21 protein-coding genes and 1 riboswitch are annotated in these 23,461 nt (G+C 70.0%); of the genes, 7 read left to right on the top strand and 14 right to left on the bottom strand.

Going from position 1 to position 23,461, the window contains the following annotated elements:
- Window positions 1–10 precede the first annotated feature (10 nt).
- Window positions 11–805 carry an SDR family oxidoreductase gene (locus tag ABZ887_RS29735; protein ID WP_361295590.1) on the top strand — a complete coding sequence of 265 codons (795 nt, stop codon included), beginning with the start codon at window positions 11–13 and terminating at the stop codon, window positions 803–805.
- A 13-nt stretch (window positions 806–818) separates the two neighbouring features.
- Here the strand turns inward: ABZ887_RS29735 and ABZ887_RS29730 are convergent, their stop codons facing one another.
- From ABZ887_RS29730 to ABZ887_RS29720, 3 genes are all read right to left on the bottom strand, one after another.
- A complete protein-coding gene (locus ABZ887_RS29730; protein ID WP_361295864.1) occupies window positions 819–2,339 on the bottom strand; it encodes a carboxylesterase family protein in 1,521 nt (506 codons plus the stop codon).
- Window positions 2,340–2,620: 281 nt separating this feature from the next.
- Entirely contained in the window at window positions 2,621–3,493 is an 873-nt protein-coding gene (locus ABZ887_RS29725) for a metallophosphoesterase (protein WP_361295587.1), read from the bottom strand.
- A gap of 49 nt (window positions 3,494–3,542) precedes the next feature.
- Complete coding sequence (locus ABZ887_RS29720) at window positions 3,543–4,136, bottom strand: GNAT family N-acetyltransferase (RefSeq protein WP_361295584.1); 594 nt, start codon at window positions 4,134–4,136, stop codon at window positions 3,543–3,545.
- 134 nt (window positions 4,137–4,270) lie between these two features.
- Here ABZ887_RS29720 and ABZ887_RS29715 point away from each other — a divergent pair, with 134 nt between their 5' ends.
- A complete protein-coding gene (locus tag ABZ887_RS29715; RefSeq protein ID WP_361295581.1) occupies window positions 4,271–4,735 on the top strand; it encodes a hypothetical protein in 465 nt (154 codons plus the stop codon).
- Window positions 4,736–4,803: 68 nt separating this feature from the next.
- On the opposite strand, the gene ABZ887_RS29710 is transcribed toward ABZ887_RS29715, so the two are convergent.
- The 5 genes from ABZ887_RS29710 to thrC all read right to left on the bottom strand — a co-directional run bounded on the left by ABZ887_RS29710 (window position 4,804) and on the right by thrC (window position 10,428).
- Window positions 4,804–5,931 (bottom strand): NADH:flavin oxidoreductase, encoded by a 1,128-nt coding sequence (locus tag ABZ887_RS29710; RefSeq protein ID WP_361295578.1) that lies wholly within the window; start codon window positions 5,929–5,931, stop codon window positions 4,804–4,806.
- Window positions 5,932–6,178: 247 nt separating this feature from the next.
- Entirely contained in the window at window positions 6,179–7,801 is a 1,623-nt protein-coding gene (gene groL, locus ABZ887_RS29705) for a chaperonin GroEL (protein ID WP_189266088.1), read from the bottom strand.
- A gap of 348 nt (window positions 7,802–8,149) precedes the next feature.
- Window positions 8,150–8,356, bottom strand: coding sequence for a cold-shock protein (locus ABZ887_RS29700; RefSeq protein WP_019057200.1), 207 nt, complete (start codon window positions 8,354–8,356; stop codon window positions 8,150–8,152).
- Window positions 8,357–8,824: 468 nt separating this feature from the next.
- The gene (locus tag ABZ887_RS29695) at window positions 8,825–9,100 is read right to left on the bottom strand and encodes a MoaD/ThiS family protein (protein WP_361295575.1); all 276 of its coding nucleotides are present in this window, start codon (window positions 9,098–9,100) and stop codon (window positions 8,825–8,827) included.
- A 44-nt stretch (window positions 9,101–9,144) separates the two neighbouring features.
- Window positions 9,145–10,428 (bottom strand): threonine synthase, encoded by a 1,284-nt coding sequence (gene thrC, locus ABZ887_RS29690; protein WP_361295572.1) that lies wholly within the window; start codon window positions 10,426–10,428, stop codon window positions 9,145–9,147.
- Between the two features lie 18 nt (window positions 10,429–10,446).
- Window positions 10,447–10,608, bottom strand: a riboswitch (SAM riboswitch).
- A gap of 157 nt (window positions 10,609–10,765) precedes the next feature.
- Here thrC and ABZ887_RS29685 point away from each other — a divergent pair.
- Complete coding sequence (locus tag ABZ887_RS29685) at window positions 10,766–11,710, top strand: glucosyl-3-phosphoglycerate synthase (RefSeq protein WP_361295569.1); 945 nt, start codon at window positions 10,766–10,768, stop codon at window positions 11,708–11,710.
- 127 nt (window positions 11,711–11,837) lie between these two features.
- Window positions 11,838–13,283 (top strand): trehalose-6-phosphate synthase, encoded by a 1,446-nt coding sequence (locus ABZ887_RS29680; protein WP_361295861.1) that lies wholly within the window; start codon window positions 11,838–11,840, stop codon window positions 13,281–13,283.
- Between the two features lie 70 nt (window positions 13,284–13,353).
- Here ABZ887_RS29680 and ABZ887_RS29675 read toward each other — a convergent pair whose 3' ends face one another.
- The 5 genes from ABZ887_RS29675 to ABZ887_RS29655 all read right to left on the bottom strand — a co-directional run bounded on the left by ABZ887_RS29675 (window position 13,354) and on the right by ABZ887_RS29655 (window position 19,044).
- The gene (locus ABZ887_RS29675) at window positions 13,354–16,095 is read right to left on the bottom strand and encodes an AAA family ATPase (protein ID WP_361295566.1); all 2,742 of its coding nucleotides are present in this window, start codon (window positions 16,093–16,095) and stop codon (window positions 13,354–13,356) included.
- 8 nt (window positions 16,096–16,103) lie between these two features.
- Window positions 16,104–16,520, bottom strand: a complete 417-nt coding sequence (locus tag ABZ887_RS29670; RefSeq protein WP_361295563.1) for a hypothetical protein — start codon at window positions 16,518–16,520, stop codon at window positions 16,104–16,106.
- A gap of 91 nt (window positions 16,521–16,611) precedes the next feature.
- Entirely contained in the window at window positions 16,612–17,460 is an 849-nt protein-coding gene (gene otsB / locus ABZ887_RS29665) for a trehalose-phosphatase (protein WP_361295559.1), read from the bottom strand.
- Between the two features lie 88 nt (window positions 17,461–17,548).
- On the bottom strand, window positions 17,549–17,782 hold the full coding sequence (locus ABZ887_RS29660; RefSeq protein ID WP_361295556.1) for a DUF3263 domain-containing protein: 234 nt from the start codon (window positions 17,780–17,782) through the stop codon (window positions 17,549–17,551).
- Window positions 17,783–17,799: 17 nt separating this feature from the next.
- Window positions 17,800–19,044 carry an extracellular solute-binding protein gene (locus ABZ887_RS29655; protein ID WP_361295553.1) on the bottom strand — a complete coding sequence of 415 codons (1,245 nt, stop codon included), beginning with the start codon at window positions 19,042–19,044 and terminating at the stop codon, window positions 17,800–17,802.
- Window positions 19,045–19,201: 157 nt separating this feature from the next.
- On the opposite strand from ABZ887_RS29655, the gene ABZ887_RS29650 reads away from it, so the two are divergent.
- The 3 genes from ABZ887_RS29650 to ABZ887_RS29640 all read left to right on the top strand — a co-directional run bounded on the left by ABZ887_RS29650 (window position 19,202) and on the right by ABZ887_RS29640 (window position 22,434).
- Complete coding sequence (locus ABZ887_RS29650) at window positions 19,202–20,140, top strand: ROK family protein (protein WP_361295550.1); 939 nt, start codon at window positions 19,202–19,204, stop codon at window positions 20,138–20,140.
- Window positions 20,141–20,262: 122 nt separating this feature from the next.
- Window positions 20,263–21,393, top strand: a complete 1,131-nt coding sequence (gene nagA / locus ABZ887_RS29645; RefSeq protein ID WP_361295858.1) for an N-acetylglucosamine-6-phosphate deacetylase — start codon at window positions 20,263–20,265, stop codon at window positions 21,391–21,393.
- A 111-nt stretch (window positions 21,394–21,504) separates the two neighbouring features.
- Window positions 21,505–22,434: a 1-phosphofructokinase family hexose kinase gene (locus ABZ887_RS29640; RefSeq protein ID WP_361295547.1), complete on the top strand. Its 930-nt coding sequence runs from the start codon at window positions 21,505–21,507 to the stop codon at window positions 22,432–22,434.
- On the opposite strand, the gene ABZ887_RS29635 is transcribed toward ABZ887_RS29640, so the two are convergent.
- A complete protein-coding gene (locus ABZ887_RS29635; RefSeq protein WP_361295544.1) occupies window positions 22,431–23,390 on the bottom strand; it encodes a carbohydrate-binding protein in 960 nt (319 codons plus the stop codon). The genes ABZ887_RS29640 and ABZ887_RS29635 overlap by 4 nt on opposite strands.
- Window positions 23,391–23,461 lie beyond the last annotated feature (71 nt).

The raw sequence follows: 23,461 nt of genomic DNA, 5'->3' as shown, positions 1-23,461 counted from the left end.
GTTCGGCGCAATGAGGATCGATCTGACGGGTCGCACGGCACTGGTCACCGGCTCCACCCAGGGCATCGGGGCGGCAATCGCCGCCGGTCTGGCCCGTGCCGGGGCCCGGGTGGGGGTCAACGGCCGGGACGCGCGGCGCGTCGAGGAGAGCATCGCCCGGCTGGCAGTACAGGTGCCCGGCGCCGATTTCGTCCCGGTCGCGGCGGACGTGACCGGCGAGGAGGGCGCCCGGCGAGCGGCCGAGGTGCTGCCGCTGGTGGACATCCTCGTCAACAACCTGGGGACCTTCGGCGCCGAGGACCCGCTGCGGATCACCGACGACGAGTGGCGGCGCTACTTCGAGGTGAACGTCCTGGCCGCGGTGCGGCTGACCCGCCTCTTCCTGCCGGGCATGACCGAACGCGGGTGGGGGCGCGTCCAGTACATCGCCAGCGACTCGGCGGTGGTCATCCCCGCGGAGATGATCCACTACGGCATGTCGAAGACCGCGCTGCTCGCGGTCGGCAGCGGCTTCGCCAAACAGGCCGCCGGCACCGGCGTCACCGTGAACTCCGTGATCGCGGGTCCCACCCACACCGGAGGCGTCGAGGACTTCGTCTACGAACTCGTCGACCGCGACCTGCCCTGGGACGAGGCCCAGCGCGTCTTCATGCGCGAGCACCGGCCCCAGTCGCTGCTGCAGCGCCTGATCGAACCGGACGAGATCGCCCACATGGTCGTCTACCTCAGCTCCGACCAGGCCTCGGCCACCACCGGGGGCGCCCTCCGCGTGGACGGCGGCTACGTCGACTCCATCCTGCCGTGACCGGCCCCCGCGCTCAGCCCAGCAGGGGGGAGGGAGCGAACTCGTATCCCTCCCACAGCTGCCTGCTCGCCTCCTCCGGGTACGCCGTCACCTTCGGTGTCGTGTCCAGGACCTGGGTGAGGCGGGCCTCGGTGTCGAAGGCCGGCCAGCCCGGGTCGCCGGTCGCCGCGAAGGACGTCCACGCGGTGCGGAAGCGGGCGGAGAGCTCCCTCGTCTCGGGGGTGACGCCGGTGCCCGCCCAGAGGAGGTTGGCGAGGTCCGCCTCGAACGTGCCGAACAGGAGCGGGATGTCCAGGCCGTGGCAGGCGCCGAGCAGCCCGCCGTTGCCCGGGGCGCCCCAGGTCAGTTCGTAGAGGTGGGCCCGGCCGCCGCCCGCGGTCTGCGCCTCCGCCAGGCGCAGGGACGGTAGGGCGAACAGCCAGTCGGTCTGGACCCGTTCGTACAGCTCGCTCGGCGAGGCGTCGGGGAGGGCGGTGCGGTAGGCGTGGTCGCCCGCCGCGCCGCCCGGCGCGAACAGGCGCAGGGCGCCGGTCGCCTGCTCCTCCGTGATCTTGCCGTACATCCCGCTCATGACCAGGAACAGCCGGAACTCGTCGCGGTTGTGACCCACCAGGAGGTCCACGTCCCGCGCGGAGCCGGACGCCAGCGCCTGCCAGGGGGTGGTGGGGAGCACCTCGCCGTCGACCACCGGGGAGAACGGGGTGACCGTCGGCGCGATCTGGCCCCAGCGGTCCACGTGCTGGGGCATCTTGGCGCCGAGCGCCTGCCCGGCCTCCGTCAGCCGGCGCGGGTCGGTCGCCGCCAGGTCGGCCGCCGTGGGGCGCAGGCCGGCCTCGGCCGCGAGGGCCCTGCCGATGTCCTCGGCGAGGTCGAGAGAGAAGAACGTGCCGGGGACGCTCTGCGCGATCGCCCGCCGGAACAGGCCCCGCGCCCTCGGCATCGCCAGCAGGGAGGCCACCGATCCGGCGCCCGCGGACTCGCCGAAGACCGTGACCCGGCCGGGGTCGCCGCCGAACGCCTCGATGTTCTCCCGCACCCACTCCAGCGCCGCCACCTGGTCCAGCAGGCCCCGGTTGGCGGGCGCCCCCTCGATGTGGGCGAAACCCTCCATGCCGACGCGGTAGTTGAGCGAGACCACGACCACGTCACCGTCGCGGGCGATGTGCTGGGCGTCGTAGCCGGGGCTGCCGGAGTGGCCCAGTTTGTAGGCGCCGCCGTAGATCCACACCATCACCGGGCGGCGGGCGGCCGGGTCCGGCGCGGGTGTCCACACGTTCACCGTCAGCCAGTCGTCGCCCTCGGGGGCCTCCAGGACACCCGGGGCTCCCTGGATGCCCAGGTCCTGCGGGGGCGGCGGGCCGAAGGCGTACGCCTCACGCGTCCCCTCCCAGGGCCGCGCCGGGCGGGGCGCCGCGAACCTGGCCGCTCCCACCGGAGGTTCGGCGAACGGTATCCCCCGGAAGACCGCCAGGCCGCCCTCCCACAGGCCCCGCACGGCACCGGCGGCGGTGCGCACGACGGGACCCTCGGCCATGGGCGCCGACTCGGCGGACTCGTTCGAGATCATGATCGCTCGCTTTCGACTTCGACGGCTGGTTGCTGCCACTTCCGACGACTGACCGCTGCCGCGCCCCGACGGCGATCGCAGCCGCCTCTCCGGCTGCTCGCCGCCGTTTCACGGCCGGTCACTGATGAAACGTCCGGCACTTCGCACGAGTGCCGAACACCCCTCACCCGTTGGAGTGAATCCAGGCAGTCATGGCAGTCCAGCCAGTCCGGGCAGTCCGGGCAGTCCGGCCGTCCTGGCCATCCAGGTCAGCCGTGCCGGGCCACGAACGCCCTGGCCTCCGCCTCGTCGATCTCGTACACCGTCTCATGGGCCCGCGGATCCCGCGCATGGAAGGTGTGGAACATCGGGCTCGCGGGCCCGCCCAGCTCCACCAGCGACGCCGACGCCCCGCGCACCGCCCGCTCGCCGCCGGGCGCCACGGTCAGGTCGATCCGGTTGACCACCCCCGGCGTCACCCACACCGGCACCGACTCCAGCAGCCCGAAGAGCTGGAGGTGGTAGTGGCCCGTGAGGATCACCCGTACGTCGCTCCCCCGGATCGCCGCCGCCAGGTCACCGGGGTCGCGCAGCCCGAAGGCCTGCTGGGTCAGCGAGATGTCCAGGGCGAGGGGCGGATGGTGGAGGGCGAGGACCGTGCCGCGCCCGGCCGGGGTGCGCAGCACCTCGCGCAGCCACTCCAGCTGGGGCGCGTCGAGCCGGCCGTGGATCTTGCCCGGCACGAGCGAGTCCAGGGTGACGAAGCGCCAGCCGCCGACCGTGCTCACGGCGGCCCGCTCCCCCGCGCCGAACACCAGCTCGGCGCGATCGGTGCCGTCGGCGTCCAGATGCCCGCTGCCCAGCACCTTGGCGAACGCCTCGCGCTCGTCGTGGTTGCCGGTGGTGCACAGGACGGGGATGTTCCGGGCCCGCGCGTAGTCGCCGATCAGGGTGCGCAGGGCCGTGTACGCCTCCGCCGAGCCGTCGTCGGCGAGGTCACCGGTGACGACGACCGCGTCGAGGCCCTGGAGATGGCGGAGTTCGTCGAGCATCAGCCGCAGCGACGCGGTGGCGTTGACGCCCCGTCCGTTGGGGGCGTCGGTGCGGTCCAGGTGGGTGTCGGAGAGATGCAGGATCCTCATCTTCCGCAGGTTAGGGCGCGGTTGTGGACGCGGGCCAGAGAACGGACGCTCAGCGGGCCGGGCGCCACATGCCGGTCACGGTCTGGCCGCCGGGCATGGTGATCTCGGAGCGCGGGGTGAAGCCGACGCTCTGGTACCGGCGGTTGTTGGCGGGGTTGGTGGACTCCAGGTAGGCCGCCGCGCCCACGGCGTCGAGGCGGGTCAGGGTGTCGGACAGAAGAGCCATGCCAAGTCCCTTGCCCCGGTGGTCGGCATGGGTGCCGAGGATGGTCAGGTGGAAGAAGGGTTCCTCGGGGTGGGCGGCCCCGAAGCTCGCCTCGGCCGCCTCCACCGCACGTGCCGCTCCGGGTCCCGCGACCCGCTCCATCAGTCCGGGCCGCTCCCGCTCCTCCTCCTCGGTCAGCTCGATGCCGCCCGCCGGGATCCACACGGCCACCGCCTCCGCGCCCGGCGTCACGAACGTCCACGGGTAACGCAGCGCCGAGGTGGCGTAGACCCGCCACAGCACCGCCGCCTGCTCGGCCCGCCGGCTCTCGTCGGGGAAGACCGGACCCCACACCGGGTCGTGGAAGAAGGCGCTGGTGAGAGTGGCCACGATGGCGTCGAGATCGGCGAGGGTGGCCGGGCGGAAGGCGTCGCTCATGGGGTCGAAGGTAGCGGGAGGGCCAGGCTGGGAGGACGCCCTCACAGGTTTCTGACGTCCCATGTCCCAGTCAGCCGCCGAGAGGAGAGTCAAGCCGTGATGAAGTACGAGACCCGCGCCACGGGCAAACGCCGGTGAGCGGCCTGCTCAAGCAGTTGCGCGTGTCGCTCCTGATCACCCTCGGGTTCTCGGCCTACACCTCGCTGGGGGACCTCGTATCCGGGCTGATGAAGGGGAACTTCCTCGCAACCCTGGGCGACCGGGCCTCGGGAGCGCTCGCCGTCTGCGTCCTCGTCGCCGCCGTGCACTCCGTGATCTACGGCGCGATGCACTTCGGCCGGCCGGAGACCCGCGAGGCGCGGGGCGTCCGGGCCGGGATCGGGCTGCTGCTGGCGCTCGACGTGGCCCCGCTGCTCACGACGGGTTACGTCGTCCTGGCCCTCGTCCCTCTCCTGGCCGTCGTCGGCGGCTGGAGCTGGGGGAGGTACAAGGGCTCGGAGGCGGACGCCGCCCGCTGGGGCGCCCTGGTCTTCGGCGTCCTGTCCCTGTTCGTGCAGGGCGTGGTCGCCCTGGTCATGAGCATCGCGGGGTGGCTGTGACCGGATACGCGTCCGCCCTCGGGTTCTTCGACCGGATCGCCGGCTGACCCGAGGGCGGACGGGTGGGGTCAGCTCAGCGTCTTGAGCGCCGCCGCGTCGTAGGCGGACAGCTCGTCCGTGCGGCCGGCGAGGACCTTCGCCGCCCATTCGGGGTCCTGGAGCAGGGCGCGGCCGACGGCGACCATGTCGTACTCGTCGCGCTCCAGGCTGTCGAGGAGGTCGTCGATGCTCTTGAGCGGGGAGCCCTCGCCGGCGAAGCCCCTGATGAAGTCGCCGTCGAGACCGACCGAACCGACGGTGATGGTGGGCCGGCCGGTGAGCTTCTTGGTCCAGCCGGCCAGGTTCAGGTCGGAGCCCTCGAACTCGGAGAGCCAGTAGCGGCGGGTGGAGGCGTGGAAGACGTCGACGCCGGCGGCGGCCAGCGGGGTGAGGATCGCCTCCAGCTCCTCGGGGGTCTCCGCGAGGCGGGCGTCGTAGTTGTCGGACTTCCACTGCGAGTAGCGGAGGATGATCGGGAACTCCGGGGAGACCGCCGCGCGTACGGCGGCCACGACCTCCGCCGCGAACTTCGTACGGGCGACCGGGTCGCCGCCGTACGCGTCGGTCCGGCGGTTGGTGCCCGCCCACAGGAACTGGTCGAGCAGGTAGCCGTGGGCGCCGTGCAGCTCGACGCCGTCGAAGCCGATGCGCTCGGCGGCGGCCGCGGCCTCGGCGAACGCGCCGATGACGTCGTCCAGGTCCTGCCGGGTCATCGCCTTGCCCTCGCCCTCGGCGCCGTCCAGGCCGATGCCGGAGGGACCGACGGCCGGGGCGTCCGCGTACGGCGCCTGGCCCTGCTTGCGGACCATGCCGATGTGCCAGAGCTGCGGGACGATCGTGCCGCCGGCCGCGTGCACCCCCTCGGCCACCTTCGCCCAGCCCGCCAGCTGCTCCTCGCCGTGGAACCGCGGGACACGGCTGCTGCCTCCGGCCGAGTCGTGGCCGACGTACGTCCCCTCGGTGACGATCAGACCGACACCGGCGGCGGCCCGGCGGGAGTAGTACGAGACCACGTCCTCACCGGGAACGCCGCCGGGGCTGAACTGCCGGGTCATCGGCGCCATCACGATCCGGTTGGGGACCGTGAGCCCGTTCAGGGCGATGGGACGGGAGAGGATCTCGGCCGCGCGGGAGGCGGGGGGCGTGGTGACGGTCACGTGGGGGGCTCCTCGTGGGTAGGTCGTATACCGGACGGTTCGTATACCGCACGGTATGTGCACGCGCATCAAGTGCACGTCTGTGCACAACGACCTGCCCGGCCGTACGCATTCCCGGTCCCGCGCGAGTGCGGTGTGACCCCGGACACGGGCGCCGGAGACGGGCACCGGAAACGCCCGAGGGCGGCACCCCTCGCCCACTGGCAAGAGGTGCCGCCCTCGGAAAGGACGGGCTGATCCGGGAGGATCAGAAGTCCATGTCACCGCCCGGCATGCCGCCCGGAGCGGCCGCGGCGGCCTTCTCCGGCTTGTCGGCGATGACGGCCTCGGTGGTGAGGAACAGCGCGGCGATGGAGGCGGCGTTCTGCAGGGCAGAGCGCGTCACCTTCGCCGGGTCGATGATGCCCTCGGCGATCAGGTCGACGTACTCGCCGGTCGCGGCGTTGAGGCCGTGACCCGGGGTGAGGTTGCGGACCTTCTCCACCACGACGCCGCCTTCGAGGCCGGCGTTGACGGCGATCTGCTTCAGCGGGGCCTCGAGCGCGAGCTTCACGGCCTGTGCGCCGGTCGCCTCGTCACCCTCCAGCTCCAGCTTCTCGAACACCTGGGAGGCCTGCAGCAGGGCCACGCCACCACCGGCGACGATGCCCTCCTCGACGGCCGCCTTGGCGTTGCGCACGGCGTCCTCGATGCGGTGCTTGCGCTCCTTGAGCTCGACCTCGGTCGCGGCACCGGCCTTGATGACGGCGACGCCACCGGCGAGCTTGGCCAGGCGCTCCTGGAGCTTCTCGCGGTCGTAGTCCGAGTCGGACTGCTCGATCTCGGCGCGGATCTGGTTGACCCGGCCGGCGACCTGGTCGGACGAGCCGGCGCCGTCGACGATGGTGGTCTCGTCCTTGGTGATGACCACCTTGCGGGCCTTGCCCAGCAGGTCGAGGGTCGTGTTCTCCAGCTTGAGACCGACCTCCTCGGAGATGACCTCGCCGCCGGTGAGGATGGCGATGTCGTTCAGCATCGCCTTGCGGCGGTCGCCGAAGCCCGGGGCCTTGACCGCGACGGACTTGAAGGTGCCGCGGATCTTGTTGACGACCAGGGTCGACAGGGCCTCGCCCTCGACGTCCTCGGCGATGATCAGCAGCGGCTTGCCCGACTGCATGACCTTCTCCAGGAGCGGGAGCAGGTCCTTGACGGAGCCGATCTTCGAGTTGGCGATCAGGATGTACGGGTCGTCGAGGGACGCCTCCATACGCTCCATGTCGGTGGCGAAGTACGCCGAGATGTAGCCCTTGTCGAAGCGCATACCCTCGGTGAGCTCCAGCTCCAGACCGAAGGTCTGGGACTCCTCGACGGTGATGACGCCTTCCTTGCCGACCTTGTCCATGGCCTCGGCGATGAGCTCGCCGATCTGGGTGTCGGCGGCGGAGATGGAGGCCGTGGAGGCGATCTGCTCCTTGGTCTCGACGTCCTTCGCCTGCTCAAGGAGGGCACCGGAGACGGCCTCGACGGCCTTCTCGATACCGCGCTTCAGGGCCATCGGGTTGGCACCGGCAGCGACGTTGCGCAGGCCTTCCTTGACCAGGGCCTGGGCGAGCACGGTCGCGGTGGTCGTACCGTCGCCGGCGACGTCGTCCGTCTTCTTGGCGACTTCCTTGACCAGCTCGGCGCCGATCTTCTCGTACGGGTCCTCCAGCTCGATCTCCTTGGCGATGGACACACCATCGTTGGTGATCGTGGGGGCGCCCCACTTCTTCTCAAGGACGACGTTGCGGCCCTTGGGGCCGAGGGTGACCTTGACGGCGTCGGCGAGCTGGTTCATACCGCGCTCAAGGCCGCGCCGCGCCTCCTCGTCGAACGCGATGATCTTGGCCATGTGAAGTGGTCCCTCCAGGACTGGGGGTGAGTCTTCGGACCGCGCCCGCGCCCGCGACGGACGGCTCGCCGACCCGTGGGTTTCTTGCCCCACCCGGCCTGCGGGCCTCACCGACCCGGTCCTTCGTTGTCACTCTCACCTTCAGAGTGCTAACGCCAATGATTAGCACTCGGCATGGTCGAGTGCAAGCGCCTCTCGCACTCCGGCAGGCCCCCCGGGCGCGCCGGAGCCGGGCCTCCGGGCCCGCCGGGGCCGGACCCCGGGCACGCTGAAGGGCTCGCACCCGGCGGGTGCGAGCCCTTCAGCAGAAGAACGGAAGAACGTCGCTGCAGTCAGTCGGCGCGTGCTTCAGCTGGTCGCCAGCCGGACCATGTCCGCCTGCGGCCCCTTCTGGCCCTGCGAGATCTCGAAATCGACCCGCTGACCCTCTTCCAGGGTGCGGTAGCCGTCCATCTGAATCGCGCTGTAGTGGACGAAAACATCCGCACCACCGTCGACCGCGATGAAGCCGTACCCCTTCTCCGCGTTGAACCACTTGACGGTGCCCTGAGCCATGCCTAACTCCCCTATTACTGGCCCTTGCACAGATCCACACTTCGCGGATCCGGGTCAGACCTCACCCCCCATTGGTTGGGGGCGTGCGCCGGAACGCGTCGACCGCGGCTGAATGTATCTGTCCAACTGCCGTCTGCAACAGGTCAATCGGACGAGAATTCTGGACGGAAGGGGTCCGGAATGTAGCAAGAATTCGGCCGAATTCAGGGCAAGTCGGGCCCCATAAAAGCCGCAAAAGCCGCATATAACCCGCACACTTTGGCTACTTCTTGTCGGGCTCGCGGTATCGAATACGGGGCCCCCGACCTGGAGATCGGGACCGCGTTCCCCAACTGTACCGCGCTCAACCACACAGAATTGCCCCCTCCGCTTCTCTCACGGAGGGGGCAATCAGATGAACAGTCGGTGATCGGCGTTACCGAAGGTAATGTTCGGTCATTCGATCAGCCTGTCAAGCAGACCGGCAGGTCAGCCACCGGCGACGGCCGGGATGATGGAGACACCCGCCCCGTCCGGGGTGGCGGTCTCCAGGCCCTGCTCGAACCGCACGTCGTCGTCGTTGACGTAGACATTGACGAACCGGCGCAGCTTGCCCTGGTCGTCGAGAACGCGCGCGGAGATGCCGGCGTGGTTCTTCTCCAGGTCGGAGATGACCTCGCCGAGGGTGGCGCCTTCGGCGGCGACTTCGGCCTGACCGCCGGTGTAGGCGCGCAGGATGGTGGGGATGCGAACGGTGACGCTCACGTTTTTTACCTCCGGTCTGGGCAACGCCCTATTTCTCGGGGGACTCAGGCGAGCCCGGCCTCATGGAAAGACTCCAGATTCGGGCGAATGGTCGCCGTGAGCCCGGTGCCCGCGACCGCGTCCAGCGTCTTCAGTCCATCACCGGTGTTGAGTACAACGACCGACTTCGCCGGATCAATCAACCCATTCTCAATGAGCTTCTTGGTGACTCCAACCGTCACTCCGCCGGCGGTTTCCGCGAAGATTCCCTCGGTCCGCGCGAGCAGCTTGATCGCGTCGACGACCTGCTCGTCGTTCACGTCCTCCACGGCACCGCCGGTGCGGCGCGCGATGTCGAGGACGTACGGGCCGTCGGCCGGGTTGCCGATGGCGAGGGACTTGGCGATGGTGTTCGGCTTCTGCGGGCGGACCACGTCGTGGCCCTCCTTGTAGGCCACCGACACCGGCGAGCACCCCTCGGCCTGGGCACCGAAGATCTTGTACGGCTTGTCCTCGACCAGCCCGAGCTTGATCAGCTCCTGCAGACCCTTGTCGATCTTCGTGAGCTGCGAGCCGGAGGCGATCGGGATGACCAGCTGGTCCGGGATCTGCCAGCCGAGCTGCTCGCAGATCTCGTACGCCAGGGTCTTGGAGCCCTCCGCGTAGTACGGCCGCAGGTTGACGTTGACGAAGCCCCAGCCCTCGCCGGCCGGATCGCCGATCAGCTCGGAGCAGAAACGGTTCACGTCGTCGTAGTTGCCCTCGATGCCGACGAGCTCGCCGCCGTAGATCGCGGCCATGACGACCTTGCCCTGCTCCAGGTCGTGCGGGATGAACACGCAGGAGCGGAAGCCGGCCCGGGCGGCGGCGGCACCGACCGCGCCGGCCAGGTTGCCGGTGGAGGAGCAGGAGAGGGTGGTGTAGCCGAAGGCACGGGCGGCCTCGACGGCCTGGGCGACGACGCGGTCCTTGAAGGAGTGCGTCGGGTTGCCGGAGTCGTCCTTCACGTACAGCCCGCCGGTGACCCCCAGCTCCTTCGCCAGGTTGTCGGCCTTGACGAGCTTGGTCCAGCCGGGGTTGATGTTCGGCTTGGTCGCCACGTCCGCGGGGACGGGCAGCAGCGGCGCGTAGCGCCAGATGTTCGCGGGACCCGCTTCGATCTTCTTCCGGAGCTCCTCGGTGTCGTAGGCCGAGAAGTCGTACGCGATCTCCAGCGGGCCGAAACACTCCTCGCAGGCGAACACCGGGCCGAGTGGCACCCGGTGACCGCACTCGCGGCAGCTCAGGGCGGCGGCGGGGCCGAGGTCTACGGTGGATTCCGTGGTGCTTGCAACAGTCTGCACAGCCATGTGAGGCGAGGCCCTTTCTCCTCATCTTCCTCACGACGCATTTCGCCGTGAGACGGATTTGGCACCTTCCCTAGCCGGGAGCCTCGCGAGCGATCGACACTGATCGGCGATCTACGAGAACCGACTGGAGGGTTGCCGGGGCTTCAACGGGCCGTTTCCCTCTGCCCCTCTGGATGAGCGGTATGTGGTTGTCAACGCCGGGTGACCCCAGGACATGCGATGGTCATCGGCGTTGTTCAAGACTGTAACCGAAGGCCAGGACAGTTGAGTGAGTCGTCCGAACCGCGAGATGGATCACACGTCGCCGTGTGGCCGTGACAGTGAGGAGCCGCTGACCGTGCTGGAAGAAGTCGAGCGCTGGCTGGCCACCCGCTCCTGGTCCGTAACCGATCGTCCGCTGCACCGGATCATGGCCGCAAAACGGTCCTCCGGGCAGACGGTCAGCGTCGTGCTGCCCGCGCTCAACGAGGAGGAGACCGTCGGCGACATCGTCGCGATCATCCGCCACGACCTCATGCAGCAGGTGCCGCTCGTCGACGAGATCGTGGTCGTCGACTCCGGTTCCACCGACCGCACGGCGGCCGTCGCCGCGGCGGCCGGCGCCCGTGTCGTGCACCGCGACGCGATCCTGCCCCGCATCCCCGCCGTCCCCGGCAAGGGCGAGGTCCTCTGGCGCTCCCTCCTGGTCACCACCGGGGACGTCGTCTGCTTCATCGACGCCGACCTGCGGGACTTCTCCTCCGACTTCGTCACCGGCATCGTCGGCCCGCTCCTCACCGACCCGGACGTGGACCTGGTCAAGGCGATGTACGACCGCCCGCTCGGCGGCGCCGCCGGACAGGGCGGCCGGGTCACCGAGCTGATGGCCCGCCCGCTGCTGAACATGCACTGGCCGCAGCTGGCCGGTTTCGTGCAGCCGCTGGGCGGCGAGTACGCGGCCCGCCGCTCGCTCCTCGAACAGCTCCCCTTCCCGGTCGGCTACGGCGTGGAGCTGGGCATGCTGGTCGACGCCCTGCACCTGGTCGGCCTGGACGCCCTCGCCCAGGTCGACGTCGGCGTCCGCAAGCACCGCCACCAGGACGGCCAGGCCCTCGGCCGGATGTCCGCCGCGATCTACCGCACGGCCCAGCTGCGACTGGCCCGCGGCCACCTGATCCGCCCCTCCCTCACCCAGTTCGAACGCGGCGAGGACGGCTTCGAACCGCGCACGTACTCCGTGGACACGGAGGAACGGCCGCCGATGGCGGAGATCGCGGAGTACGCCGAACGCAAGGTGGCGTGACGTCGCCGCAGGGCCGCGCACCGGGTGGCGCGTCTTCGCCGTACGGCCGTATACGGCGGCGCGTCGGGCCCGGCCGTACGTTTGAGCGTTTACGGGCCGGGCTAGGTTGACGCGTATGGCTTCCCCCATGGCTTCCACCGGCGGTGCCGAGGTGCTGGTCGCGTCCAACCGCGGCCCGGTCTCGTACGACCTGCGCGAGGACGGTTCGCTGCACGCCAAGCGGGGCGGCGGCGGACTGGTCTCTGGGCTGTCGGCCATCGGCCCGGACGCGAACGCGGTGTGGGTGTGCGCGGCGCTGGGCGAGGGCGACCGGGAGGCGGTGCGGCGGGCCGGGGGCGGCCGACTGCCGGCCCAGGACACCGGCGGGCAGCAGGTCCGGATGCTCGACATCGACGCGGACGTGTTCTCCGACGCGTACAACGGCATCGCGAACTCGGTCCTCTGGTTCGTCCACCACATGCTCTACCAGACCCCGCTGGAGCCGGTCTTCGACGCGGAGTTCCGGCGCCGGTGGGAGTCCTACCAGGCCTACAACCGCGCCTTCGCGGAAGCGCTGGCGCAGGAGGCGGCCGAGGGCGCGGTGGTGGTCATCCAGGACTACCACCTGGCACTGGCCCCGCGGATGCTCCGCCGGCTCCGCCCCGACCTGCGGATCGGCCACTTCTCCCACACCCCCTGGGCACCGCCGGACTACTTCCGGCTCCTCCCCGACGACATCGCGGCGGAGCTGCTGACCGGGATCCTGGGCGCCGACCACGCGGCGTTCCTGACCCGGCGGTGGGCGGACGCGTTCGTCGACTGCTGCCATGCGGTGCTGGGCCCGGGGATCCCGGCCGCGGATCCGTCATCGGGTGGGACCCGGATCGGGGTGCACGGGCTGGGGGCCGACGCGGACTTCCTGCGGAAGCGGTCGCACGAGCCGGACGTCGGCGAGCGGATGGCCGCTCTTCAGGAGGAGATCGGGGAAGGCCGGAAGACGATCGTCCGTGTCGACCGGACGGAACTGTCGAAGAACATCGTGCGGGGGCTGCTGGCGTACCGGCAGCTGCTCGACGACCACCCCGAGTGGCGGGAGCGGGTGGTGCATGTCGCGTTCGCGTACCCGTCGCGGCAGGACCTCTCCGTCTACCGGGACTACACGGCGGAAGTGCAGCGGGTCGCGGACGAGATCAACTCGGCCTACGGGACGGCGGGTTGGACGCCGGTGGTGCTGCACGTCAAGGACGACTTCGCACGGTCGCTGGCGGCGTACCGGCTGGCCGACGTGGCGCTGGTGAACCCGATCCGGGACGGGATGAACCTGGTGGCGAAGGAGATCCCCGTGGTGTCGGACGAGGGGTGCGTCCTGGTCCTGTCGCGGGAGGCGGGGGCGTACGAGGAGCTGGGCGAGGACGCGGTGGTCGTGAACCCGTACGACATCGGGGGGACGGCGGAGGCGTTGGCGCGGGCGCTGGGCATGCCGGCGGAGGAGCGGGCGGAGCGGTGCAAACGGTTGGCCGAGGCGGCTACGGCATTGCCTCCGGCGCGGTGGTTTCTTGAGCAGCTTGAGGCGTTGGGCGAACACTCCAGTTGACCAACGGGCCCCTCAGAAGGCCGAGGACTTCTGAGGGGCCTTCCCCGAATCCCCCTTTCGAAGAGTGTTGTCACCTCCGAACGACGCGAGCACGTCCCTGCGTTCTGAAGCCGAGAGCGTGCCGGTAGATCTCGGGCAGTCGATAGCGGCCGTCCGAGTCCCGGGCCAACGCGCCCGCCTCTTGGAGCACCTGGATGCCTGTTGCATCCAGGCCGACATCCTCCGCACCAAAGGGCATCAGTACATCCGTCGCATACCTGCCCAAACCAAGCAGCAGTTCACCGAGCCGCTTGTTTTCCTGATTGATCTCTCTGACCTTCTCCGAGCTGCACTCGGCCAGTGCGTTGCGCATAGCGATGGGAACAAGCAACCGGTCCTGCTGTTCATCTCCAGTGGAAAGTCCTGCGGCTTCCCTGAGGAAGCGCACCACATCCCGAGCTTGTACCTGATCGTTGAAATCGGCCAGTGCTGCCGGAACCCATCGCTCGGACCATGCCTCATGCGAACTGTCCGAACCAAGTTTTGCCCCCCAGAGCGGCCGCAAGGCTTGGGCGATCTCCTCGTAGGACAGTTCCATCAGGTCACGCTCGGGTTCACCGATGGCCTGAGCAGTCACGGAGACCCAGAGAGCGAGACGGAGTGCTTCCTGAGCGTCCCAGCGCAGCGCATAGGCCTCATAACGATCCAGAAACTGCCCAAGGTTCTGTCTGATTGCCCATGTCGCCAGGTCACGACGGACGAACACCACAACGCCGAGCGGACGTCCACGCAAGGAACGCAACCAGTCAGGGACCTCGACAAGAAGAGTCCGCAGCGCAATGCGCTTGGTCTCGCCCTCAAGCTCCTGAAGAAAGTCCTCAAGCCCGTCGAAGACGAACAGCAGCTTTCCCTGTTTGCCGAGTGCTAGCAGTTCCCCCTCGGCATCGAAATCCTCTTCCTGCGCTGCCTCATTGCCGCCGGCGATGGCCATGCAGCGCAGCCAGACATCGAGCCAGACGTATGGGTTGGTGCCGTTCTCGTGAGACTGGAGAGCCTTGTTAAGCATGCGGAGAATCTGGCTACGGGTAGCTCCCTGGCCGCCTGCAGCCCGGTCTCGCAACTCCTGCGGGCCGGTGCGCCCATCGCCTGTCGGCTGCTGCTCCAGGTTGGCCGGGTCGAGGATCGGCACCACGAGCGCGTCGTCCTGCACTTCCATCCCGGCCTTCCGGGCGAACTCGGCCCAACTGCCAGCCGCACACATCCGGGCGAACGTAAACGTCTTACCGGCGCCCTTCGCGCCGACCACGACAGTGACCGGCAATGAGGAGCGATGGTCACCGATCAAGCGACGCAAGGGCTCGGTGGAGAGGAAGCCCAGAGCGCCATCCAGACCAGTTCGTTCGGCGAAGACAAGTGCGGCAGCTCGCTCGCGCAGAGCGGATCTGCGCTCCTCCACGCTCTTTGGACCGTTCGCTGCACTGGCCACAGCCGCGCCCGGCTCTGGCTGAGGTGCCAACTCGGCGACTCTGTCGCCCAATCCGCAGCGACGTACGACCTCGACAACCTCGTCCCAACTACGCGGAAGCGCCAGGAGTTCGTCTCGGAAAGGACTGAGCAATGTAACTGTCACAGCCTTGGTGTCCACTGCCGCCAGCTCCGGGTCGGGCACGTCGTCTGTCGGCACCACCAGAATGGTGTCCAATGCTTGGGCCAGCGCCCCTTGAGCAGCCTCTGCCTCGGCGTCATGGACATCTAGGCGATATTGCGTGACCACCGCCGCGGGCGCCGGATCCTGGCCCAGCACCGCCGGAGACTTCGCCCCCAGCTGACGAATCATCCGTGCCGTGCCCTCCAGGGACTGACTGCTCAGTGTGGTGACGAAGACACGCTGCACACGAGGGTCGAGGAGCACCGGCGCCGACAACTCCGACGCACCCGCACGCAAGTCGATGATCACTGCGTCGAAGTCGCTGGCGGCCGCCACCTCGGCAAGCGACTCCGTAAGGAAATAGGGCGGCCGGTCGGGAGTAAGCAGGTCAACCGGCTCGATGCGAGGGGGCCCCAATCGCGACCGGCGCATGGCGGGCAGAATCGCGAGCTTTCCTGATCCAGTACCACCCACCACGAACTGGCCTGCCAGATAGCCGCGCACGATGTCGGCAACGGACATCACATCGCCACCACTCGTTCCGTGCAGGAGTGCAAGCACGTCCTCGTAGCCGATGTCGCACGTCCCCCCCTGGGCCTGGTGCATCCAGGTGATACCGGGCGCCTCCAGGTCTCCATCGACGAGTAGCACTCGGTGTCCTGCGCGGGCCAGGTGATCGGCGAGAGCCACTGCATGCACAGTGCGGCCCACCCCGCCTTTGAACGAGTGGAATGCGATCACCTGAACGTCATCCGCGAAGCGCTCGGATTGCGGGCGGGCAAGTGCGCGCACGAGATCAGCCGTCGTCCGGCGCTCCACAAGGCGAGGTACCCTGCGCTTCCGAGTACTTTCGGCCGATGGTTCGAGTACGACGGGAATGCCTTCAGCACCCAGCCCTCGCGGCCGGTCCAAGGCGAGAATCAACTCTCCCCGAGCACCGCTCACTGAACCGCGGCCGAATGCTCGATCCAACCAGGCACGGACCGTGTCCTCGGTCGTACCAAGCAGGACGGTGAGCACCAGCTGGTCCCACCAGGCGTCGGCCTCGAACAGCCACTGGGGCCAATAGCCTGACGTGGCCAGGTAAGCGAGGTGTTCATCGACATCCACCCAGGTGAAAAGACGTCCGGGTACGACATCCTTGTGGTTGCTCAGATCCACGTGTGCTGCCATGTCGCTGTTCACGCCGCCCTTCACTTCCGAGCCCCCGAGATCAAGGTTCGCAGAGCCCCCACCGCATGCTTTTCATCGTCGGCCTCCAGATCCGCACCGTAGCGCCATGCCTCGTGCAGCGCCTGAGGCTCCACCTTCTGCTGAGCCTGGCCGTTGATCCGAGGGCGGGCGCACGCCGTGAGTGCTCCCTGGGCCTCTGCCGACAGGTGGAGTTCCCGTGCGAGGGCACGCAAGTCATGAGTTCGCAGGTCTTCTGGCAGCTGCGCGGTGTCTCGCAGACTCATCCGCCGCATCAGCTCCGCCTTCAGAGCACACTCGGCACTGTAGAAAAGGAGCAAGCCGCCAGTCGCGTGATCGCTGCGGGCCACCAACTCCTCCCCGCCTTTCTCCAGACGCTCACTGCTCCGATTAAGCTGCCTGACACCGACGTCGACCATGCGGGTGATGTTACGGCGCCACACCGTCACACTGCGTGAATTCTCCGTCCATGGTTGCCATGCAGGCCAAGTCGCAACATCGTCCGATCACTCAGAGCATGTAGGACGCCAACCCCCGCAGCAGTCTGACCACTCCCTCCGGGCCGTCCACCACCACGTCCGCTCGGTCGGCCAGTTCTGTGACCTCTGTGCTGCCGCTGCATACCAGCAGGCCCGGGACGCCCTCCTCGCGGAGTTTCTCGACGGCGGCGAAGGCGGGGATGTCGCCCAGGTCGTCGCCCGCGTAGAGGATCGCGCCCGCGGAGATGTGCCTCGCGTACTCACTCAGCGCCACGCCCTTGTCCATGCCTGGGGGGCGGAGCTCCAGCACCAGGCGGCCCGGTTCGACGATCAGGGCGTGCTGGGTGGCCAGGTCGGTGAGGGGAGCGCGGAGGGTCTCGAAGGTGGCCTGGGGGTCGGCGGCGCGGCGGGTGTGGACCGCGATCGCCCGGCCCTTCTCCTCGATCCAGGTGCCCTGCGAGGCTCCGGCGCGGTCGAGGGCGGCCGGGAGCTCGGCGCGGACGGCGGCGATGCCGGGGTGCGGAGGCGGTGCGGTGAGCTCGCCGGTGGCCGCGTCCCAGCGTTCGGCGCCGTAGTGGCCGAGGACGACGAGGTGTTCCAGGCCGGGCACCCCGGCGAAGCCGCCGTACCGGACGGCCACCTCGGCCGGGCGCCCGGTGACGACGGCGACGGCGGCCACCTTCGGGGCGAGCGCGGCCAGCACCGGTACGGCGTCCGGGTGGGCCCGGGCCTGCTCGGGGTCGGCGACGATCGGCGCGAGCGTGCCGTCGAAGTCGAGCCCGACGAGCGCGGAGCCCGGCCGCGAGAGCAGCGCGGCAAGGCCGTCACGCCCAGCTCGCGTCCGGGGCGTCGGAAGGGGTTCCGTGATGTGGGTTCCCATACAGCCGACAGTATCGGCAGCGCCCCTTCAGGGGCGCGGGGAACTGCGCGACCAGCCCCCACCGGCCCGCAGGACTCCGGACGATGCCTCAGCGTTCCGAGCGGCGCGCATCCCGTACCCTCCGCAACCTGTTCACGGTCACCGGGTCGTGAGCCAGCGCCCGCTCGTCGTCCAGCAGGGCGTTCAGGAGCTGGTAGTAGCGCACCGGAGCCAGGTCCAGTTCCTCGCGTATCGCTCGTTCCTTCGCGCCGGGGCTCGGAAAGCCCCGGCGTTCGAGGGCGAGGACGGCCTGCTCGCGCGCGCCCAGTTCGTGCCGGTCCATGACGAGAACCGTAGCGCTCAGCCGGTCGCCGCCGCCGTACGGCTGTCCGCCTTCGCCGCCTCGGCCTGGAGCCGGGTGAGGACACCGGTCGGGTTGCCGGCCGGGCTCACCGCCGTACCGATCTGCTTCTTGATGTCGGCGCTGATGGCGGCCCAGGAGGTCTTGCCCGCGGGATAGAGCTCCGACGTGGGCAGCTGCTCCAGGAAGGGGCGCAGCTGCTTGTCCTCGGCCTGTGTGGAGTCCGTCATCGTCTGGGACGCGGACGTGGTGACGGGCAGCAGGCCGTACTCGCGGGAGAAGGCGAGGACGTTCTTCTCGCTGTAGACGTAGTCGAGGAAGTCGCCGACCTGCTCGGCGTGGCCGTTCTGCTTGAACGCCGCCATCCAGTCGGCCACGCCCATGGACGCGGTGCTGGTGCTCTGGCCGGCGCGGGCGGGCATCGGGACCGTGCCGAACTTCACGCCCTTCTTCTCGGCCTGCTTGATCAGCGTGGGGTGGCCGTTGAGCATGCCGACCTGGCCGTCGGCGAAGGCGGCGAAGGCGGTCGCGCGGTTCAGCCTGGCCGGGGCCACCGGGCCGGTCAGGCCCTTGCCGACCAGCTCGTCCTTGAGCCAGGTGAGGGTGTCGACGTTCTCCGAGGAGTCGATCGTGTACGTGCCGGTGTCGTCGGTGTAGCCGCTGCCGCCGCTGAGCAGCCACTGCATGGTCTCCGCCTGCGCCTCCTCGGGGCCGAGCGGCAGCGCGTACGGGTACTTCACGCCGTCCGCCGCGAGCGCCTTCGCGTCGGCCGCGAGCTCGTCCCAGGTGGTGGGCGGGGTGGTGATGCCGGCCTGGGAGAAGAGGGTCTTGTTGTAGAAGAGGACGCGCGTAGACGCGGCAAAAGGCATGCCGTACTGCGCGTGGTTCCACTGGCCCGCCTCGGCGAGCTGGGACGGGAAGTCGGCCTGGACCGGGATGGAGAGCAGGTCACCTGCCTCGTACAGCTTGCCGGCGGCCGCGTAGTCGGCGTACGAGCCGATCTGCGCCAGGTCGGGGGCCTTGTCGGCGGCGACCATGTCCTTGACCTTGCGGTCGACGTCCTTCCACGAGTAGACGGTGACGTCGACCTTCACGCCGGAGTGCTGGGCCTCGTAGGCCTTGACCAGTTTGTCCCAGTACTTCTGGGAGCTGTCGGCGGCGGAGTCCCCGTAGTCGGCGGCGACGAGTCTGAGGGTGACGTCCGAGGATCCCGTCGTCCCGCACCCACCGAGAACCGCCGTCATGCCCGTTGCGGACACCACCGCGATCATTCCTGCCCTACGCCGCCGCACGTCTACTGCCCCTGTCCAACTGTCTCGCCGTTCAATATGTCTGCCCCACAAGGTCTACACCACACAAGTGGACTAGACCTCTTGCGGGTCGGCGGGCCACACTGTTCCCGTGAGACATGTCATCGCCCTGGACGTGGGCGGCACCGGAATGAAGGCCGCGCTGGTCGGCCCGGACGGCGAGCTGCTCCACCAGGACCGCCGCGCGACCGGCAGGAACCGCGGCCCCGAAGCAGTCGTCACCGCCATCCTCGACTTCGCCGCCGAGCTGCGGGCGTACGGCGAGCGGCACCTCGGCGAGCCGGCGTCCGCGGCCGGTCTCGCCGTCCCGGGGATAGTGGACGAGGAGGCCGGCCTCGCGGTCTACGCGGCCAACCTCGGCTGGCGCGACGTCCCGCTGCGCGCCCTCCTCGCCGACCGCCTCGGCATCCCGGCCGCCCTCGGCCACGACGTACGCACCGGCGCCCTGGCAGAGGGCCGGCTCGGCGCGGGCCGGGGCGCGGACCGCTTCTTCTTCGTGGCTCTCGGCACCGGCATCGCGGGCGGCTTCGGCCTGGACGGCCGGGTGGAGTCGGGCGCGCACGGCTTCGCGGGCGAGATCGGCCACATCGTCGTACGACCGCAGGGTGTCCCCTGTCCGTGCGGGCAGCGCGGCTGCCTGGAGCGGTACGCGTCGGCGGCCGCGGTGAGCGAGGCCTGGGCGAAGGCCGGCGGCGACCCGGACGCGGACGCGGCGGACTGCGCGAAGGCGGTCACGTCCGGCGACCCGAACGCCGTCCGGGTGTGGGGGGAGGCGGTGGCCGCCCTGGCCGACGGCCTGGTCACGGCCCTCACCCTGCTGGACCCGCGGGTCCTGATCATCGGCGGCGGCCTGGCGGAGGCGGGGAGCGTTCTCTTCGAGCCGCTGCGGGAGGCGGTGGAGGCCCGGGTGACCTTCCAGAAACTCCCGTCCATCGTCCCGGCCGAGTTGGGCGACACGGCCGGGTGTCTGGGCGCGGGCCTCCTCGCCCAGGACCTACTAACGACGACCACTCCGGAGGTAACCCCCTGATGGCTGCGAACGAGCCGCACTACAGCGCCCCGTCAGGGGCGCGGGGCAGTGCTGAATTTGCGGCTGCCGCCGCGCGGGCGCGAGCAACCACTACGCACCCGCAGCCGGGGTCGAACGGTCTGATCCTCGACGGTGCCCGAACAGTCCTCCCCACCGGAGTGGTCGAAGATGCCCGACTCTCGGTCGAGGGCACCCGGATCACCGCCAGCCCCTCTGAGAACGCCCAGGTGATCGACCTCACCGGCCACTGGCTCCTGCCAGGCTTCGTCGACATCCACAACCACGGCGGCGGCGGAGCCTCCTTCAGCTCCGGTACGGCGGACCAGATCCTCGCCGGTGTCCGCACGCACCGCCTGCACGGCACCACCACCCTCGTCGCGTCCACCGTCACCGACGACATGGACGTCCTCGCCCGCCAGGCCGGTCTCCTCTCCGAGCTCGCCGAGCAGGGCGAGATCGCCGGCATCCACTTCGAGGGCCCCTTCATCTCCCCGTGCCGCAAGGGCGCCCACTCCGAGGCGCTGCTGCGGGACCCGGACCCGGCGGAGGTCCGCAAACTGGTCGACGCGGCGCGCGGGCACGCGAAGATGGTCACCCTCGCCACCGAACTCCCCGGCGGCATCGAGTCGGTACGGCTCCTCGCGGAGCACGGCGTGATCGCCGCCGTCGGCCACACGGACGCGACCTACGAGCAGACGGTGGAGGCGATCGACGCGGGCGCCACGGTCGCCACCCACCTCTTCAACGCGATGCCGCAGATCGGCCACCGCGCCCCCGGTCCGATCACCGCCCTCCTGGAGGACGAGCGGGTGACGGTCGAGCTCATCAACGACGGCACCCATCTGCACCCCGCCGCGCTCCAGTTGGCCTTCCATCACGCCGGCCCGGACCGGGTGGCCTTCATCACGGACGCCATGGACGCGGCGGGCTTCGGCGACGGCCGCTATCTGCTGGGCCCGCTGGAGGTGGAGGTCACCGACGGAGTCGCCCGGCTCGCGGACACCGGTGCCATCGCCGGGTCCACGCTGACGCTGGACCGTGCGCTGCGGCGGGCGGTGACGGTCGACGGGCTGCCCGTCGAGCACGCCGTCGCCGCCCTGTCCGCCAACCCGGCCCGCCTGCTGGGCCTCTACGACCGCGTCGGCTCCCTGGAGCCCGGGAAGGACGCCGACCTGCTCGTCCTGGACGCGGACTTCACGCTGAAGGGCGTGATGCGGAAGGGCGCTTGGGTGGTCGTACCCGAACTGTCCTGATCCCTCCCCCTGTTGAGAGACGGCGACCCTAGGCCGGTCGCCGTCTCTTTGGCATGATCGAGGCCCCCCGACCGACGGCACGGGCACGACACATGCGAGGGAGGTCGCCCGGTGATCCTCACGGTCACGCTGAACACCGCCCTGGACATCACCTACCGGGTCGGCGCCCTGCGCCCGCACACCTCGCACCGCGTCTCGGACGTGACGGAACGGCCGGGCGGCAAGGGCGTGAACGTGGCCCGGGTGCTGGCCGCGCTCGGCCACGGGGCGACGGTGACCGGTTTCGCGGGCGGGGCCACCGGACGGGCGGTACGGGAGCGCCTCGCGGATGTCCCCGGTGTCCGGGACGCGCTGCTCCCGGTCGCCGGGCCGACCCGCCGCACCATCGCCGTCGTGGACGAACTGACCGGTGACACGACCCAGTTGAACGAGCCGGGCCCGCAGATAGCCCCTGCCGAGTGGGGTGCCTTCCTCGACCACTACGAGGAACTGCTGCCCGGGGCCTCGGCGGTGGCGCTGTGCGGCAGCCTGCCGCCGGGGGTGCCGGTGGGCGCGTACGCGGGGCTGACAAAGACGGCGCGGGCCGCCGGCGTCCCCGTCCTCCTCGACACCAGCGGGGAGCCCCTGCGCCGCGGGGTCGCGGCCCGCCCGGACCTGCTCAAGCCCAACGCCGACGAACTGGCCGAACTGACCGGCTCCCACGACCCGTTCCGCGCCACCCAGGACGCCCGCCGCCGCGGCGCCCGTACGGTCGTCGCCTCACTCGGCGCGCAGGGCCTGCTGGCAGTCACCCCGGAGGGCCGCTGGCGCGCGGTCCTCCCGGCGCGGGAACACGGGAACCCCACGGGCGCCGGCGACTCGGCGGTGGCCGGCCTGCTCTCCGCCCTCGTCGAACAGCTCCCCTGGCCGGACCGCCTCGCCCGCGCGGCAGCCCTGTCGGCAGCGACCGTGCGGGCCCCGGCGGCGGGCGAGTTCGACCGCGCGGCGTACGAGAAGCTGCTCGGCCAGGTCACGGTGACCGGTGGGCCTGCGGCCGCCTAGTCCTTGTTCGTGTGCTTGCCCTGCCTCAGCCACATCTGGTCCAGCAGGACGTCGCAACTGTCGCCGCTCTGGCAGGACAGGGAGATGACGTTGGTGCCCTTGGTGAGGGTGGGGTACGTGTAGCTGGTCGTCCAGGCCTTGGTCGGGTCGCTCTGGCCCGTGTAGTTGTTCAGGGGGAACTTGCTGCCGAACGTCTTGCCGTTGATGGACAGCGTCATGGCCTGGTCCTTCACGGCGCTGTAGTGCGCGTAGACGGTGTAGAGACCGTCCGCCGGGATGCCGCTGACCGTCCAGGTGACGCCGGCGCCGGTCTGGCTGAAGTTGGTGACGTAGATGCCGCCCTGGGCCTTCGCGCCCTTGACGTCCGAGGCCGTGCTCGCACCGCCGTCCAGACGGAAGGTCTTCGCGTCGACCGGCGCGATGTCGCCCGACGCCGACACCGAGCTGGTGCTCGACGGGGACGGCGAGGCGCTCTGGGACGCGGACGTGGAAGGGGAGGCGTCGCCACTCGCCTTGTTGTCGTCCCCGTTGCCGTTCATCATCGCGACGCTGATGCCGATGACCACGGCGGCGACGACCGCGACTGCGCCGATGAGGAGGCCCTTGGTGTTCGGGCCCCGGCCGCGGCCCGAGGACGGCATCGGCGTGCGGGTGGTCGGGGCGGCGCCCGGGAAGGTCTCCGGGGCCTGGTAGGCCGCGTTCGGCTGCTGGCCGTAGCCGCCGCCGGGCTGCTGCTGCGGGATGGTCTGGCCGCCGTACTGCTGCGTCTGCGGTGCCTGCTGCGGGCCGCCGTACGTGCGCTCGCCGACCGAGCGCACCCTGCTGACGGAGTTCGGATAGCCGTAACCACCGGAGCCGGACGGCGGCTGGGCCCCTCTGGCCTGCCCGTCGGCGTACAGGTAGCCGAACGGGTCGTCGTCCTCGGGCGTGCTCGCGCCGTTGTCGCCGGGCGTCATCCCTTGGTACTCCTCAACAGGTGCGGGCGGATGCAATACAGGTATTGAGTGTCGAGCCTACCCGGTCCGGC

This window comes from Streptomyces sp. NPDC047061, from assembly GCF_040643955.1.
Classification (GTDB): domain Bacteria; phylum Actinomycetota; class Actinomycetes; order Streptomycetales; family Streptomycetaceae; genus Streptomyces.
The sequence above is the reverse complement of the archived record's forward strand: the minus strand, read 5'-3'. Positions and strand labels throughout refer to the sequence as shown.

Excerpts from the sequence above, each read along its gene's own strand:
- otsB (WP_361295559.1), bottom strand. The coding sequence starts at position 17,460 with ATGGGAACCCACATCACGGAACCCCTTCCGACGCCCCGGACGCGAGCT.
- ABZ887_RS29735 (WP_361295590.1), top strand. The coding sequence starts at position 11 with ATGAGGATCGATCTGACGGGTCGCACGGCACTGGTCACCGGCTCCACC.
- ABZ887_RS29730 (WP_361295864.1), bottom strand. The coding sequence starts at position 2,339 with ATGGCCGAGGGTCCCGTCGTGCGCACCGCCGCCGGTGCCGTGCGGGGC.
- ABZ887_RS29635 (WP_361295544.1), bottom strand. The coding sequence starts at position 23,390 with ATGACGCCCGGCGACAACGGCGCGAGCACGCCCGAGGACGACGACCCG.
- ABZ887_RS29655 (WP_361295553.1), bottom strand. The coding sequence starts at position 19,044 with ATGACGGCGGTTCTCGGTGGGTGCGGGACGACGGGATCCTCGGACGTC.
- ABZ887_RS29725 (WP_361295587.1), bottom strand. The coding sequence starts at position 3,493 with ATGAGGATCCTGCATCTCTCCGACACCCACCTGGACCGCACCGACGCC.
- ABZ887_RS29700 (WP_019057200.1), bottom strand. The coding sequence starts at position 8,356 with ATGGCTCAGGGCACCGTCAAGTGGTTCAACGCGGAGAAGGGGTACGGC.
- ABZ887_RS29680 (WP_361295861.1), top strand. The coding sequence starts at position 11,838 with ATGGCTTCCACCGGCGGTGCCGAGGTGCTGGTCGCGTCCAACCGCGGC.
- groL (WP_189266088.1), bottom strand. The coding sequence starts at position 7,801 with ATGGCCAAGATCATCGCGTTCGACGAGGAGGCGCGGCGCGGCCTTGAG.
- ABZ887_RS29660 (WP_361295556.1), bottom strand. The coding sequence starts at position 17,782 with ATGGACCGGCACGAACTGGGCGCGCGCGAGCAGGCCGTCCTCGCCCTC.
- ABZ887_RS29670 (WP_361295563.1), bottom strand. The coding sequence starts at position 16,520 with ATGGTCGACGTCGGTGTCAGGCAGCTTAATCGGAGCAGTGAGCGTCTG.
- thrC (WP_361295572.1), bottom strand. The coding sequence starts at position 10,428 with ATGGCTGTGCAGACTGTTGCAAGCACCACGGAATCCACCGTAGACCTC.
- ABZ887_RS29720 (WP_361295584.1), bottom strand. The coding sequence starts at position 4,136 with ATGAGCGACGCCTTCCGCCCGGCCACCCTCGCCGATCTCGACGCCATC.